We start from the raw sequence: 14,164 nt of genomic DNA, 5'->3' as shown, positions 1-14,164 counted from the left end.
GCCGACAGCACCGTGGCGATGGCCGCCGTCAGGGTCGTCTTGCCATGGTCCACGTGACCGATGGTGCCCACGTTCACGTGCGGCTTGGTGCGTTCAAACTTGCCTTTTGCCATTGTCTGGACTCCGAATACAACTTAGACCACATGTACATGGACTTGTGCAGCCGGCTGCCGCACCATCCCTGCAATCGTTGGTGCCCTTGGCGGGAATCGGACCCGCGACCTCTCCCTTACCAAGGGAGTGCTCTACCACTGAGCCACAAGGGCAACTTGAAAACCGTCGCTCAACGTTTGATGAAGCCGCATGGAGCGGGAGACGGGAATCGAACCCGCGTCATCAGCTTGGAAGGCTGGGGTTCTACCATTGAACTACTCCCGCATCGTGACACTTCGATGCCAACATCGGCACCGAGGCCTCGCACGAAAATCGCTCGGCAACTTTCATCATTCGCTGGTGGAGAGGGCTGGATTCGAACCAGCGTAGGTATAAACCGGCAGATTTACAGTCTGCTGCCATTAACCACTCGGCCACCTCTCCGGCGAACCACAGACTATAGCACCATCCATCCAAGATGGCGAGCTGGCCCGAAAAAATTTTTCGTCCGTGCGGCGCCTCGGACGACAGAAGCCGCGGAAGGATGCGCCGCCCAGGGTTTTTGCTGCACTGCACAATCCACGCATGAGTGCTTCCGCCCTTCCCCTTCCTGGCCGCCGCCCCAAGGTCAATCTCGCGCTGCAAGGCGGGGGCTCGCACGGCGCGTTCACCTGGGGCGTGCTGGATGCCCTGCTCGAGGATGGGCGCCTCGCCCTGGATGGCATCAGCGGCGCCAGCGCGGGCGCCGTTAACGCCGTGGCCCTGGCGCATGGCTTTGCGAAGGCCGGCGACGCGGGCGACCCCGCCAGGACCGCCGCCCGCCAAGCCGCCCGCGAGACGCTCGAGCGCGTCTGGCGGCGCGTGGCCGGTGTCGGTGCGCCGGGCGCGCTGGCCTCCCAGTTCATGCGCATGCTGTTCGGACAGGCGCCTGCCTTCCCCTCCCTGACGACCGATCCGTGGGCATCGCCGTACCAGTTCAATCCTCTGGGCATCAACCCGCTGCGGACGCTGCTGGACCAGGAGATCGACTTCGACGCGCTCGCCACGCTCGACAGCCCCCGCGTCTACGTCTCCGCCACGCAGGTGCGAACCGGACGGGCGCAGATCTTCCATGGCGCGCAGCTGACGCTGTCCGCGGTGATGGCCTCCGCCTGCCTGCCGACGATGTTCCAGGCGGTGGAGATCGACGGCGAGCCCTACTGGGACGGTGGCTACTCGGCCAATCCGGCCCTGCTGCCGCTGATCGAGAACTGTGAGAGCGCCGACATCGTGCTCGTCCAGCTCAATCCGCTGCACCGCGCCGACACGCCCCGCACGCCCCATGAGATCGCCCAGCGCGTGGACGAACTGGCCTTCAACGCGAGCCTGATCTCGCAGATGCGCAGCATCGACTTCATGCAGCAGCTGCTGGCCGATGGCCGGCTGCAGGAAGGCCGGCAGTTCCGCCAGTTGCGCCTGCACCGCATCGACATCGACAGCGCCCTGGACGACCCGCTGCCCTCGTCGAGCAAGCTGTCCACCGACATCGCCATGATCGAGCAGTTGTTCGAACGGGGCCGCCACGCCGCCCAGGACTGGCTGGCAAGGCACATCGACGACGTGGGCCGCCGCACCACCATCGACATTCAGGCCGACTACGTGGCCGGCGCGCCGCTGCCGACCGAACCAGTGGCGAAGCGGACGCCGCAACTGCGCAGCGCCTGATCGCCGGCCGGCGGTCAGGCGTCCGGGGTTGGCACAGCACCCTCGCCCGGAGCCGCGGCACGTTGCGCATCGCGCCAGGCCCGTGCCTGGCCGAAATGCCCGCAGCCGATGAAAGGCACCGGTGGCCGCAGCGCCGACAGCGGCGAGGGATGGTTGGCCATCAGCAGCTTGTGCCGCCTGGCGTCGATGAAGCTGCGCTTGCTCTGGGCATGCGATCCCCAGAGCATGAACACCGCCGGCCGCGCGCCGTCGGCGACATGGCGGATCACCGCATCGGTCAGCACCTCCCAGCCTCGGCCGGCATGGCTGGCGGGCTGGCCCTCCTCCACCGTGAGGCAGGTGTTGAGCAGCAGCACGCCCTGCTGCGCCCAGCGCACCAGGCTGCCGCCGGGGCTCGGGAACTTCGGCGGCGGCGTGCCCAGGTCGCGCTGGAGCTCCTGGAAGATGTTGCGCAGCGAGGGTGGCAGCCGCACGCCGGGCGCCACCGAAAAGGCCAGGCCCTCGGCCTGGCCGCGGCCGTGATACGGGTCCTGACCCAGGATGACCACGCGCACGGCCTCGGGCGGCGTGAGTTCCAGCGCCCGCAGCGGCTGCGGCGGAAAGATCACCGCGCCGGCATCCAGCCGCTGCTGCAGGAAAGCAAGCAGGCCCTGCCCCTTGTCGCTGGCGAAGAACCGTTCGACCAGCGGCCGCCAGCCCTCGGCCACGGCCCATTCGGCCGGGTCGGCGGACTGCAGTTGCGTGGCCGCGCCAGGCTGAGCCATGCCGTCCCGGATCATGCGGCGAACAGCTCGGCCAGCGCCTCGCCCGGCTCCGGCGCACGCATGAAGCGCTCGCCGACGAGGAAGGCATTCACGCCGCCTTCGCGCAGTTGCTGCACGTCCTCGCGCGTGGCGATGCCCGATTCGGTGACCAGCAGGCGCTCCGCCGGCACCATGGCCTTCAGGTCCAGCGTGGTCTGGATCGATACCTCGAAGCTGCGCAGGTTGCGGTTGTTGACGCCCACCAGCGGCGTGCGCAACTTCAGCGCGCGCGCCATCTCGGCGGCGTCGTGCACCTCGACCAGCACCGCCATGTCCAGACCCAGCGCGATGGCCTCGAAGTCGCGCATCTGTGCGTCGTCCAGGCAGGCGGCGATGAGCAGGATGCAATCGGCGCCCATCGCGCGTGACTCGTAGATCTGCCACGCATCGACCATGAAGTCCTTGCGCAGCACCGGCAGGTCGCAGGAGGCGCGGGCCTGGCGCAGGTAGTCGGGGCTGCCCTGGAAGAACTGGCGGTCGGTCAGCACCGACAGGCAGGCGGCCGCCATCTCGCCATCGCCCATGGCATAGCTCTGAGCCAGGTCGGCGGGAATGAACTCGCCCTCGCGGATCACACCCTTGCTGGGGCTGGCCTTCTTGATCTCGGCGACCACGCCTGCCTGGCCGGCGGCGATGCGGCGGCGCAGCGCGCCCACGAAGTCGCGCGTCAGCACGCGGCTTTCGGCGTCGGCGCGGATGGCCTCCAGCGGCACCCGCTTGCGGGCGGCGGCCACTTCCTCGTGCTTGACGGCCACGATCTTGTTGAGGATGTCGGACATGGGGCGTTCTCTCGGTGAATCGGGATCAGGCCGCGGCAGCGGACGTGGTGAACTGGACCATCTGGGCCAGGCGGGCCTTGCCAGCGCCGCTGTCGATGGCCTCGCGCGCGCGCTCGATGCCGGCGCCGATGGAGTCGACGACATTGGCGGCATAGAGCGCCGCACCGGCATTGAGCAGCACGATGTCGCGGGCCGCGCCATGCACACCGTCGAGCACGCCCATCAGCACCGACTTCGACTCCTCCGGCGTCTGCACACGCAGGGAGCGAAGACTGGCCATGCGCAGGCCGAAGTCCTCGGGATGCACCTCGTACTCGCGGATCTCGCCATTCCGGAGTTCGCCCACCATGGTGGCGGCACCCAGCGAGATCTCGTCCAGGCCGTCGCGACCGTAGACCACCAGCGCATGCTCGGCGCCCAGGCGCTGCAGCGCCCGCACCTGGATGCCTACGAGGTCCGGGTGGAACACGCCCATCAGGATGTTGGTGGCGCCAGCCGGGTTGGTCAGCGGCCCCAGGATGTTGAAGATGGTCTTGATGCCCAGCTCGCGGCGGATCGGCGCCACGTTCTTCATCGCCGGATGGTGGTTGGGCGCGAACATGAAGCCGATACCCACCGCCTCGATGCTGCGGGCGATCTGCTCTGGGCCCAGGTTGATGTTGACGCCCAGCGACTCCAGCACGTCGGCGCTGCCGGACTTGCTGCTCACGCTGCGCCCGCCATGCTTGCTCACCTTGGCGCCTGCAGCGGCCGCGACGAACATGGCGCAGGTCGAGATGTTGAAGGTGTGCGAGCCATCGCCGCCCGTGCCCACGATGTCGACCAGGTGCGTGCGGTTCTTCACCGGCACATGCAGCGCCACCTCGCGCATCACCTGCGCGGCGGCAGTGATCTCGCCGATGGTTTCCTTCTTGACGCGCAGGCCGGTGATGAGCGCCGCCGTCATCACGGGCGAGGCTTCGCCGCGCATGATGAGGCGCATGATGTGGAGCATCTCGTCGTGGAAGATCTCCCGGTGCTCGATGGTGCGCTGCACGGCTTCCTGGAGCGTGATGGGCATGGCGGTGTCTGCTTTCTCGAAGTCGGAAGGAAGAAGGAAAAGGTGAAGGTTCAGCGCGAAGGCGCGTCGCTGAAGGCAAGCTTGAGGCCGAAGCCCAGCACCATGAGGCCCGCGGCCCGCTCGGCCCAGCGCAGCGCGGTGCCGGCGCGGTCCAGGCGTCGCGCCAGCCAGGCCGCGAGCGCCGCCCAGCCGATGCACACCCACAGCGCATTGAAGTTGAAGAGCAGGCCCAGCAGCAGGAACACCCCGCCCGGATGCGCCGCCGCCGGATCGACGAACTGCGGCACGAAGGCCAGGAAGAAGAGCGCCACCTTCGGGTTGAGCACGTTGGTCAGGAAGCCGCCGCGGAAGACACGCGCCAGCGGCTCGGTCTGCGGGCTTTGCTGCGCGGCCAGTCCCGCCTGCAGGGCGCCCGGCCGGCGCAGCATCTGCACGCCGATCCACACGAGGTAGGCCGCGCCCACCCACTTGAGCACCATGAAGGCGGTGGCCGAGGCGGCGACGATGGCGCTCACCCCCACGGCCGCGGCAACGATGTGCACGCAGCAGCCCGCCGTGATGCCCAGCGCCGCCACCACGCCCGCGCGCCAGCCCTGGCGCAGCGCATGGCCCACGATGTAGAACACGTCCACGCCTGGCGTGAGGTTCAGCAGCAGGCCGGCGAGCACGAAGGCCAGCAGGTGCGGCAGGTCAGGCATGGAAGTAGTCCTTCATGGCCGCCACGGCCTGGTCCACGCCTTCTTCGTCCACATCGAGATGCGTCGCGAAGCGCAGGCGATAGAGCCCCGTCGCCAGCACGCCGCGCGACTTCAGGAAGTCCATCAGACCGGCGCTGCGTTCGCGTGCCGGCCCTTCGAGGTCGACGAAGACGAGATTGGTGTGCGGCGCCTCGACCTTCAGGCCGGCAATGCCCACCAGCCCATCGGCGAAGCGCTTCGCGAGCGCATGGTCGTCGGCCAGGCGGTCGATATGGTGGTCCAGCGCATGCAAGGCCGCCGCGGCCAGCATGCCGGCCTGGCGCATGCCGCCGCCGGCCATCTTGCGCACGCGATGGGCGCGGGCGATGAACTCGCGCGAGCCGCACAGCGCCGAGCCCACCGGCGCGCCCAGGCCCTTGCTGAAGCACACCGAGACGCTGTCGAAGCACTGCGCGATGCGCCGGGCCTCGGTGCGTGCGTCGCCGCCCGTCGCCTGGGCCTGCGCGACTGCCGCATTGAAGAGGCGCGCACCGTCCAGATGGCGCGACAGGCCGCGCGATTGCGCGAGCGCGGTGGCCTGCTGCACATAGCCGAAGGGCAGCAGCCGGCCGCCCAGCGTGTTTTCCAGCGCCAGCAGCCGGGTGCGCGCGAAGTGCGCGTCGTCCGGCTTGATCGCTGCCTCGATGTCGGCCAGCGCCAGCGTGCCGTCGGCCTGGTGCTCCAGCGGCTGCGGCTGGATGCTGCCGAACACCGCAGCGCCGCCGCCTTCCCAGCGGTAGCAATGCTGCATCTGGCCCACGATGTATTCGTCACCGCGCTGGCAGTGCGCCAGCAGCGCGCACAGGTTGCTCTGCGTGCCGGTGGGCACGAACAGCGCGGCCTCGAAGCCCAGCAACTCCGCGATGCGGGCCTGCAGCGCATTGACCGTCGGGTCGTCGGCGAAGACGTCGTCGCCCACCGGTGCAGCCACCATGGCCTGGCGCATCGCCGCGGTCGGGCGGGTGACGGTGTCGCTGCGCAGGTCGATGGGGGCGGTGCGGGTCATCAGGCGGGCTCCAGGAAGTTCTTCAGCATGGCATGGCCATGCTCGGTCAGGATCGACTCGGGATGGAACTGCACGCCTTCCATCCGCACCGCCTGAGGCAGTTCGGTGTGGCGCACGCCCATGATCTCGCCGTCGTCGGTGCGCGCCGTGACGGCCAGCACCGCGGGGCAGCTGTCGGCCTCGATGGCCAGCGAGTGGTAGCGGTTGACGGTGAAGCGCTCGGGCAGACCGGCGAACACGCCCTCGCGCGTGGTCGTGATCTCGCTGACCTTGCCGTGCATCAGCTGGCGCGCCCGCACGATCCTGCCGCCGAAGGCCGCGCCGATGCTCTGGTGGCCCAGGCACACGCCCAGGATGGGCAGCTTGCCGGCGAAGGCCTGGATGGCCGGCACCGACACGCCCGCCTCGGCGGGCGAGCAGGGCCCGGGCGAGATCACCAGCCGGCTCACGCCCGCGGCGATGCGCTCGCCGATGCCCTCCAGCGTGATCTCATCGTTGCGCACCGTCTCCACCTCGGCCCCCAGCTCGCCGAAATACTGCACCAGGTTGTAGGTGAAGGAGTCGTAGTTGTCGATCATCAGCAGCTTCATGGCGCTCACTCCAGGCCTTCTTCCACCAGCTCCGCCGCACGCAGCAGCGCGCGGGCCTTGGCCTCGGTTTCCTTCCATTCCAGCTCGGGCACCGAATCGGCCACCACGCCGGCCGCGGCCTGCACGTGCAGCACCTGGTCCTTGATGACGCCGGTGCGGATGGCGATGGCCAGGTCCATGTCGCCGGCATAGCTGATGTAGCCGCAGGCGCCTCCGTACAGGCCGCGCTTGGTGGGCTCCAACTGGTCGATCAGCTCCATGGCATGCACCTTGGGCGCGCCGGTCAGCGTGCCAGCCGGGAAGGTGGCCTTGAACACGTCGATGGCGCCCATGCCGTCCAGCAGCGTGCCCTCGACATTGCTCACGATGTGCATCACATGGCTGTAGCGCTCGACCGCGAAGGCCTCGGTCACCTTGACGCTGCCGGTCTTGGCGATGCGGCCGATGTCGTTGCGCGCCAGGTCGATCAGCATGACGTGCTCGGCGCGTTCCTTGGGGTCGTTGACCAGCTCGACCTCGGCGGCCTTGTCCAGTTCCATCGAGGCGCCGCGCGGCCGGGTGCCGGCCAGGGGACGGATGGTGATCTTCTGTTCTCCCTCACCCCCGTGCTCCTGGCGCACAAGGATCTCCGGCGACGCGCCCACGACATGGAAGTCGCCGAAGTCATAGAAGTACATGTACGGGCTGGGGTTGAGCGAACGCAGCGCGCGGTACAGCGACAGCGGCGATTCGGTGTAACGCTTGCTGATGCGCTGGCCCACCTGCACTTGCATGAAGTCGCCGGCGGCGATCAGCTCCTTGGCGCGCTCCACCGCCGCCAGGTAGTCGGACTTGGCGAAGGGCCGCTCGGCCGGATGCGCCTGCGTGGGCTTGACCTGCGGGGCAGCCACCGAATAGCGCAGCAACTCCTTGAGCTCGCGCAGCCGGCGCTTGCCGCGGGCATAGGCCTCGGGCTGCGACGGGTCGGCATAGACGATCAGGTAGAGCTTGCCCGACAGGTTGTCGATGACGGCCAGCTCCTCACATTGCAGCAGCAGGATGTCGGGGCAGCCGATGGTGTCGGGCGGGCAGGTCTTCTCGAGCTTCTTCTCGATGTAGCGCACCGCGTCGTAGCCGAAGTAGCCGGCCAGGCCGCCACAGAAGCGCGGCAGGCCGGGCCGCAGTGCCACCTTGAAGCGCTTCTGGTAGGCCGCGATGAAGTCCAGCGGGTTGCCGCTGGCGGTCTCCACCACCTGACCGTCGGTCACGACCTCGGTGCGGGCTTCGTCGCCGAAGCCGCTGGCGCGCAGCAGCGTGCGCGCGGGCAGGCCGATGAAGCTGTAGCGGCCGAAGCGCTCGCCGCCGACGACGGATTCGAGGAGGAAGCTGTGGCGTCCGCCGCCGGCGGCGCCGTGGCCATGGGCCAGCTTGAGGTAGAGGGAGAGCGGGGTTTCGAGGTCCGCGAAGGCCTCGGTCATCAGCGGGATGCGGTTGAAGCCCTGGCTGCTGAGGCTCTTGAACTCGAGTTCGGTGATCACGGGGTTTCTCCTGGCCGGCGGGCGCTCCTGTGGCCCATGCGGCGGTTCATTCGATCTGGAGGAGGCACGGCGAGCGAAGCATCGGCCGGGCCAGGCGTGCGCAGCCGCGAGGGCCGCGCGATCAGGCGGTCAACGTCTTTGGCTTGCGCCAGGGCCAGGCTCCCCGGCAGCCTTGCCCCGTCTGGATGACGTGATGAATGAACATGAGAGGCGCGGAGTGTAGCCCAGGGCCTCTGGACGCCGGGGACGCTTCGCGGACAAGCCCGTCAGTGGGCCGTGGCGCCCGGCCGGATGTCAAGGCGCAGGTCCGCCAGCGAATCCACATAGGCGTCCGCCGGCACCTCTCGCACGGGGCGGCCGTGGTTGTAGCCATAGCTCACCAGCACCACGCGGCAGCCGGCGGCACGCGCGGCCTGCGCGTCATTGCTGGAGTCGCCGATGGCCAGCGTGCGTCCCGGTGCGCTGCCCAGGGCCTCGCAGGTGCCCAGCAGCGGCAGCGGGTCGGGCTTCTTGCGCGCGAAGCTGTCGCCGCCGAAGACATGGTCGAAGAAGCCATCCAGACCCTTGGCCGCGAGCAGTGGCCGCGCGAAGGCGAGCGGCTTGTTGGTCAGGCAGGCCAGCCGCAGGCCTTGCGCGCGCAGCGACGCCAGGCCGTCGGCCACGCCGGGATAGACCGTCGAATGCTGGCCGTTGATGGCGAGGTAATGCCGCTGGTAGCGGGTCCAGGCGCGGTCGAAGAGCGCCTCGGGCGACGGCGCCCCCACCTGCTGCAGCACCGCGCGGATCAGGTGCTCGGAGCCCTTGCCCACCAGCGTGCCGATGACGTTCGCCTCGATGGGCGGCAGCGACAGGTCCTGCAGCATGCCGCCCAGCGCGGCGGCGAAGTCGCCCAGGGTGTCCACCATCGTGCCGTCGAGGTCCACGATGGCGGCGTCGAGGGAGGAGCGGTCGAAGAATGCGGCAGTCACGGACAGGCAGGGTCGAAGTCGGGCCTGCGACTGTAGCGCCCACGCCCCGGCAGGCAGCGCTGCAGGGCCGAGCCCAGACCCGTCGCACCCGGGCGCCGCGCCCGGCTCAGGCGCTCACGCTTCGGTCAGGGACTGCGCCGCCACCACCGCCTCGGTGCGGTTGCGCACGTTCAGTGCGCGGAAGATGGCCGCCAGGTGGATCTTCACCGTGCCTTCGCTGATGCCGAGGCTGCGGCCGATCAGCTTGTTGGGCTTGCCCTGCGACAGCAGCTGCAGCACCTCGACCTGTCGCTCGGTGAGCACGTTGCGCAGGTGCTCCAGCGTGGGCGCGGCCGCGGGGGCCGGCGCCGCGCGCACCAGCGGCTCGGTGCCGGCATGCGGCGCCAATCCGCCCGGCAGGGCCGACAGCATCATGGGCGGCACGTACACGCCCCCGGCCATCACCAGCCGCACGGCCGACAGCATCACGTCGGGCGAATAGGCCTTGGGAATGAAGCCGAGCGCGCCGCGGTCGAGCACCGCGCGCATCATGGCCGGGTCCTCGTAGCCCGAGACCACGATCACCGGCACGGCCGGATGGCGGCGCCGCAGCTCGTCGATGTGGCCGTACTGCTCGGCGCCGGGGATGTTCAGGTCGATCAGCGCCAGGTCGATGTCGTCGGTGGCCAGCGAGAACAGCTCGGCCGCCGTGGTGGCCACCACGAACGTGACGCCTTCTTGAAGTTCGGCCAGCTTGGCCTTCATGGCCTCGATGACCAGACGGTGGTCTTCGGCGATCAGGATTCTCATGGCGTGCTCGATGGAGATGTGCGCGCGCCGCATTCGCCCAGGCCTGCGCCCCACGATGCCCTGCGCCGCCGCTGCCCGCCCTCGCAGGCGCGAAAACCGGCAGGGTAGCGCCTAAGCCCCCCGCCAGCAAGGCGCCGCCCCTGCCCGAAAGGCATAGCTCCGTCGCCCTATGGTGGCCCGGCGATCGCCTCGCCAAGATGGCCCGCACATGCGATCCGGACCCACGGTTGTGCAAGAGGGCCCATGCCGCGCCTGTTCGACTTCTATGCGCCGCTCTTCTCGCTCGGGCTCGCCCTGCAGGCGCAGGAGGCGGCCATGCGCGAGCCTGGGCAGGCGAGCCGGCTCGCCCGTGAGCGGCTGATGCGCGCGCGCATGCAGGCCCTGGACGCGGGCCACTCCCTGGCCCAGGTGGAGTCGGCCGCCTTCGCCGTCGTGGCCTGGCTCGACGAGGTGCTGGCCCGCTTGCCGGGGGCACCGGCCGACACGCTGCAGCTGGTGCTATTCAACTCGACCACGGCCGGCACCGAGTTCTTCCATCACCTCGCCGTGCTGGGGCCGCACGACGCGCAGGTGCGCGAGGTCTACTGGTACGCACTGGCCCTGGGCTTCCATGGCCAGTACCACTTCGAGCGGGGCCAGGGCGCTGGCGTGCTGGCACGGCTGAAGGCCCTGCATGCGGCCCAGCTGCCACTGGCGCCGATCCGCCCCTCGGCCTGGGGCGCATGGGCCTCGGTGCCGGGCCCGCCCCTGGCGGCGGCGCCCCGCGCGCACGACCCGCAACCCTGGCGGATCGCGGCACTGGCCGCCGCCATGGTGGCCCTGGCCCTGGCCTGCGTGGTCCTGCCCTTCGTGGAGGGCTGACCATGCCGGCCTGCCTGGCCCTGGGCCTGCTGACGCTGGTCGCGCTGCTGCTGCTCGGGCGATGGTGGCGGCGGGAAGGCCGGCAACGCTGGCGCCGCCGGCGTCGCCTGGCACGCTGGATCCGCCACCAGCCGCCGCGCGAGCGGCCGGGCCGCGATGAACTCCGCGCATTGCAGATGGCGCTGCCGGGCGGCCGCGCCACCTGCCGGCTGCTGAGCATCGGCGATGCGCAGGCCGTGCCCTCCTCGCTGCTGGCCACGCCCGCTGGCGGGGCCCTGCCCTCCCACTTCTGGGAGGCGCGCCAGGCCGGCGGCATCCTGCTGCTCGGCCTCACGCTGCCGGCCACCGAAGGCCTGGATGGTGGCGCGCGCCGCCTCGGCCTGTGGCCCCATGCCCTGCGCACCCTGGCCCATCGGCATCCCGCACAGCCCCTGCATGGCCTGGTGCTGTGCATCACCGCCGCGGACCTGCTGCGCGACGGCACCGCGCGCACCGAGCGCCTGGCGCGCCTCAGCCATCTCGCGCACCAGGCCTGCGGCGCGCTGGGCCTCGCCCTGCCCGTGCACCTAGTCGTCACGCAGATGCAGGCACTGCCCGGCTATGCCAGCTTCGAGGCGCTGCTGCCGCCCGAGGCCTTCCGGCAGCCCTGGGGCATGCGCCACCCCGGCACCGGCCGCGGCGCGCGGCCCGAGGACCTGCTCGCACCGGTGTTCGAGCCCCTCATGGACCGCCTGCATGCCCTGCGCCTGGGCATGCTGCTCGATGCGCCACCCATGCCGATGCGACGCGACATGCACGAGTTCGTCGAGCAGGTCCGCAGCCTGCGTGCCGGCCTGTGCCAGTGGCTGGACATGCTGACCGACGGACCGCCGCCCTCGCCGCTGCCGCACTGGCAGGGGTTGTTCTTCACGGCATCGCGGCCCGACGCGGCATTCACGGCCGGCCTGCTGGGCCGGATGGCCGGCCTGCACGAGCCGCCGGCGTCCATCCGCTGAACTCGCAGCCCACGCTCCCCTTCAGGGCGTCGAGGGCTCGATGCGGATCTGCCGCGCGCCGAAGGTCACGTCGAGCTTCACCGGCTTGCCCGGCTCCACCGGCCGCACCTCGCGCCAGCGGGCCCGCTCCAGGTCACGGTAGGCAGCCATGAAGGCGAGCGCCTTGGCATCGGCCGGCAGCGTCATCTCGATGCGGCGGCTGTCGCCGGGGCGCAGCAGCAGTTCCTCCTTCTGCACCAGGTCGCCACCCAGCGTGGCCTGGTCCTTGTCGAAGAGCGTGAAGAAGTCGGCCGCATCGAAGGACTGCGAGGCCTTCAGCGCATACACCCGCACGGTCACCGGCGAAGCCCGGCCGCGTGCATCGGGGTTGGCGTCGGCACCGCCCTTGAGGTTCAGCACCACCGGCGTGACGATGGGCTTGGGCGGCGGAGGCGGCGGCGCCGCACAGCCGGCCAGCAGCAGCGGACCGAGCACCGCACCGGCAAGAAGACCACGCCCCAGCGAGCGCCGCGCAAGGCGGCCATAGGACGAACGTTGGGGGGATGGCGCCTGCATGCTATTTCCTTCGTTGCATTGACCCTGGGGTGGGCATCTTCGATTATCCCCAGCACTATTTGACAGGCAACATGCTGACCCCGGACATCGTCGACGCACTGCTGGAGCCCATCGGCGAGGCATCGCCCTGCGGCGACGACCTCGAGTACGACCCCGAGTTCATCGCGCTGGAGACCTCGGCCCAGGGCAAACCCGAGCAGCAGTTCGGCGACACCATCATCCCCGCCGTCGAGCCCGAATGGCCGCAGGTGGCCGAGGCGGCCCAGGCACTGCTGCGGCGGACCAAGGACGTGCGCGTGGCCATGCACCTGCTGCGTGCCAGCACCCGGCTGCAGGGCCTGGAGGGCTTCCTGGCCGGCATGCGTCTGCTCGCCGGCCTGCTCGACAGCCAGTGGGACCACATCCATCCGATGCTGGATGCGGACGACGACAACGACCCCACCATGCGCCTGAATGCGCTCGCGCCGCTGGCCGACGATGCATTGGTGGTGCGCGACCTGTACGACGCCTGGGTGGGCACGGCGCGCAGCGTGGGCCGCATCCGGGTGCGCGACATCGCGATTGCACGCGGCGTCCTGGAGCCCCTGGGCGACGACGCCGGCTACTCCGCCTCGCAAGTGCAGGGCGGGCTCGAAGAGATCGTGCAATCGCAGCCCGAAGTGGCCGACCGCATGGCTGCCACCGGGCCCGCCGTCAACGGCCTGCGCCAGGTCCTGAACGAACGCAGCAGCCAGGGCGACGCCGTGGACCTGGCGCGCCTGAGGACCATCGGGCACATGCTGGGGCAGGCCGCACAGGGCCTGGCCGCGGGCGACGCGGCCGACCAGGGCGGCGACGCCGCACCGACCGGCGGCGAGGACGGCGGTGACGGCGCGGACAACGGCGGCCCGGGCCGCCCCGGCGCCGGTGCCCCCATCCGCGGCGAGATCCAGTCGCGCGCCGATGCCCTGCTGATGCTCGACAAGGTCATCGCCTACCTGCAGCGCACCGAGCCCGGCAACCCCGCACCGCTGCTCATCGAGCGCGCCAAGAAGCTCATCGGCGTGAGCTTCCTGGACATCATCGCCAACCTGGCGCCCGACGCCATGAGCACGATCGAGCACGTGACCGGCGCACGTGCCCCGAGCGACGACGACTGAGTCGCCGCCGGCCCCGCCACACGCTTCACCCCCCACTCCTTCAAGGAGCTTCCGCATGTCTTCCAAGAGCAGTCAGAAATTCATTGCCCGCAACCGCGCGCCGCGCGTGCAGATCGAGTACGACGTCGAGTTGTACGGCGCCGAGAAGAAGGTGCAGCTGCCCTTCGTGATGGGCGTGCTGGCCGACCTGTCGGGCAAGCCCGCCGACCCACTGGCACCGGTGGCCGAGCGCAAGTTCCTGGAGTTCGACGTCGACAACTTCGACGCCCGCATGAAGGCCATGAAGCCGCGCACCGCTTTCGCGGTCGAGAACACGCTCACCGGCGAGGGCGAACTCAAGGTGGAGCTGACCTTCGAGAACATGGACGACTTCTCGCCCGGCGCCATCGCGCGCAAGGTCGACTCGCTCAACAAGCTGCTCGAAGCGCGCAACCAGCTGTCCAACCTGGTGACCTACATGGACGGCAAGGGCGGCGCCGAGGAACTGCTGGCCAAGGTGCTGGAAGACCCGGCCCTGCTGCAGTCGCTGGCCGCCGCCAAGAAGCCGGCCGAAGACAGTGCCGCCTGA

General features: G+C 69.9%; 16 protein-coding genes and 3 tRNA genes. 5 read left to right on the top strand and 14 right to left on the bottom strand.

What is annotated here, in order from left to right:
* The 4 genes from ABIC63_RS28995 to ABIC63_RS28980 form a co-directional block, all read right to left on the bottom strand.
* Positions 1-113, bottom strand: a 113-nt coding sequence (locus tag ABIC63_RS28995; RefSeq protein ID WP_244273727.1) for a GTP-binding protein, incomplete at its 3' end; no start/stop codon positions are given.
* Between the two features lie 78 nt (positions 114-191).
* Positions 192-266: transfer RNA gene (locus tag ABIC63_RS28990), tRNA-Thr, on the bottom strand.
* Between the two features lie 38 nt (positions 267-304).
* Positions 305-378 (bottom strand) — tRNA-Gly (locus tag ABIC63_RS28985).
* Between the two features lie 73 nt (positions 379-451).
* Positions 452-537 (bottom strand) — tRNA-Tyr (locus ABIC63_RS28980).
* Between the two features lie 141 nt (positions 538-678).
* Between ABIC63_RS28980 and ABIC63_RS28975 the strand changes: the two genes are divergently transcribed.
* A complete protein-coding gene (locus tag ABIC63_RS28975; RefSeq protein ID WP_354322331.1) occupies positions 679-1,797 on the top strand; it encodes a patatin-like phospholipase family protein in 1,119 nt (372 codons plus the stop codon).
* 14 nt (positions 1,798-1,811) lie between these two features.
* Here the strand turns inward: ABIC63_RS28975 and ABIC63_RS28970 are convergent, their stop codons facing one another.
* The 9 genes from ABIC63_RS28970 to ABIC63_RS28930 form a co-directional block, all read right to left on the bottom strand.
* The gene (locus ABIC63_RS28970; RefSeq protein WP_354322330.1) at positions 1,812-2,561 is read right to left on the bottom strand and encodes a uracil-DNA glycosylase; all 750 of its coding nucleotides are present in this window, start codon (positions 2,559-2,561) and stop codon (positions 1,812-1,814) included.
* An 11-nt stretch (positions 2,562-2,572) separates the two neighbouring features.
* Positions 2,573-3,379 carry an indole-3-glycerol phosphate synthase TrpC gene (trpC, locus tag ABIC63_RS28965; protein WP_354322329.1) on the bottom strand — a complete coding sequence of 269 codons (807 nt, stop codon included), beginning with the start codon at positions 3,377-3,379 and terminating at the stop codon, positions 2,573-2,575.
* 25 nt (positions 3,380-3,404) lie between these two features.
* Complete coding sequence (trpD, locus tag ABIC63_RS28960) at positions 3,405-4,439, bottom strand: anthranilate phosphoribosyltransferase (protein WP_354322328.1); 1,035 nt, start codon at positions 4,437-4,439, stop codon at positions 3,405-3,407.
* Between the two features lie 50 nt (positions 4,440-4,489).
* Entirely contained in the window at positions 4,490-5,137 is a 648-nt protein-coding gene (locus ABIC63_RS28955) for a LysE family translocator (RefSeq protein WP_354322327.1), read from the bottom strand.
* Entirely contained in the window at positions 5,130-6,182 is a 1,053-nt protein-coding gene (gene ltaE, locus ABIC63_RS28950; RefSeq protein WP_354322326.1) for a low-specificity L-threonine aldolase, read from the bottom strand. Before ltaE ends, ABIC63_RS28955 begins: the two co-directional genes overlap by 8 nt.
* Positions 6,182-6,772, bottom strand: coding sequence for an anthranilate synthase component II (locus ABIC63_RS28945; protein WP_017760478.1), 591 nt, complete (start codon positions 6,770-6,772; stop codon positions 6,182-6,184). The genes ltaE and ABIC63_RS28945 overlap by 1 nt, the downstream gene beginning before the upstream one ends.
* A 5-nt stretch (positions 6,773-6,777) precedes the next feature.
* Positions 6,778-8,289: an anthranilate synthase component I family protein gene (locus ABIC63_RS28940; RefSeq protein ID WP_354322325.1), complete on the bottom strand. Its 1,512-nt coding sequence runs from the start codon at positions 8,287-8,289 to the stop codon at positions 6,778-6,780.
* A gap of 266 nt (positions 8,290-8,555) precedes the next feature.
* Positions 8,556-9,257 carry a phosphoglycolate phosphatase gene (gene gph / locus ABIC63_RS28935; RefSeq protein WP_354322324.1) on the bottom strand — a complete coding sequence of 234 codons (702 nt, stop codon included), beginning with the start codon at positions 9,255-9,257 and terminating at the stop codon, positions 8,556-8,558.
* A 114-nt stretch (positions 9,258-9,371) separates the two neighbouring features.
* Positions 9,372-10,046 (bottom strand): LuxR C-terminal-related transcriptional regulator, encoded by a 675-nt coding sequence (locus tag ABIC63_RS28930; RefSeq protein WP_294377692.1) that lies wholly within the window; start codon positions 10,044-10,046, stop codon positions 9,372-9,374.
* Between the two features lie 243 nt (positions 10,047-10,289).
* On the opposite strand from ABIC63_RS28930, the gene ABIC63_RS28925 reads away from it, so the two are divergent.
* Both ABIC63_RS28925 and ABIC63_RS28920 read left to right on the top strand, forming a co-directional pair.
* Complete coding sequence (locus ABIC63_RS28925; RefSeq protein ID WP_354322323.1) at positions 10,290-10,907, top strand: DotU family type IV/VI secretion system protein; 618 nt, start codon at positions 10,290-10,292, stop codon at positions 10,905-10,907.
* Positions 10,908-10,909: 2 nt separating this feature from the next.
* Positions 10,910-11,902 (top strand): type VI secretion system protein, encoded by a 993-nt coding sequence (locus tag ABIC63_RS28920; RefSeq protein WP_294377697.1) that lies wholly within the window; start codon positions 10,910-10,912, stop codon positions 11,900-11,902.
* A gap of 21 nt (positions 11,903-11,923) precedes the next feature.
* Here ABIC63_RS28920 and tssJ read toward each other — a convergent pair whose 3' ends face one another.
* Positions 11,924-12,457 carry a type VI secretion system lipoprotein TssJ gene (gene tssJ, locus ABIC63_RS28915; RefSeq protein WP_294377699.1) on the bottom strand — a complete coding sequence of 178 codons (534 nt, stop codon included), beginning with the start codon at positions 12,455-12,457 and terminating at the stop codon, positions 11,924-11,926.
* 71 nt (positions 12,458-12,528) lie between these two features.
* Here tssJ and tssA point away from each other — a divergent pair, with 71 nt between their 5' ends.
* Both tssA and tssB read left to right on the top strand, forming a co-directional pair.
* Positions 12,529-13,596, top strand: coding sequence for a type VI secretion system protein TssA (tssA, locus tag ABIC63_RS28910; protein ID WP_354322322.1), 1,068 nt, complete (start codon positions 12,529-12,531; stop codon positions 13,594-13,596).
* Positions 13,597-13,651: 55 nt separating this feature from the next.
* Complete coding sequence (tssB, locus tag ABIC63_RS28905) at positions 13,652-14,164, top strand: type VI secretion system contractile sheath small subunit (protein WP_017759093.1); 513 nt, start codon at positions 13,652-13,654, stop codon at positions 14,162-14,164.

Source organism: Pseudacidovorax sp. 1753 (assembly GCF_040544975.1).
In the GTDB taxonomy this organism is placed as follows: domain Bacteria; phylum Pseudomonadota; class Gammaproteobacteria; order Burkholderiales; family Burkholderiaceae_C; genus Xenophilus.
Note: the sequence above shows the minus strand (reverse complement) of the source record. Positions and strands in the feature narration are given on the sequence as shown.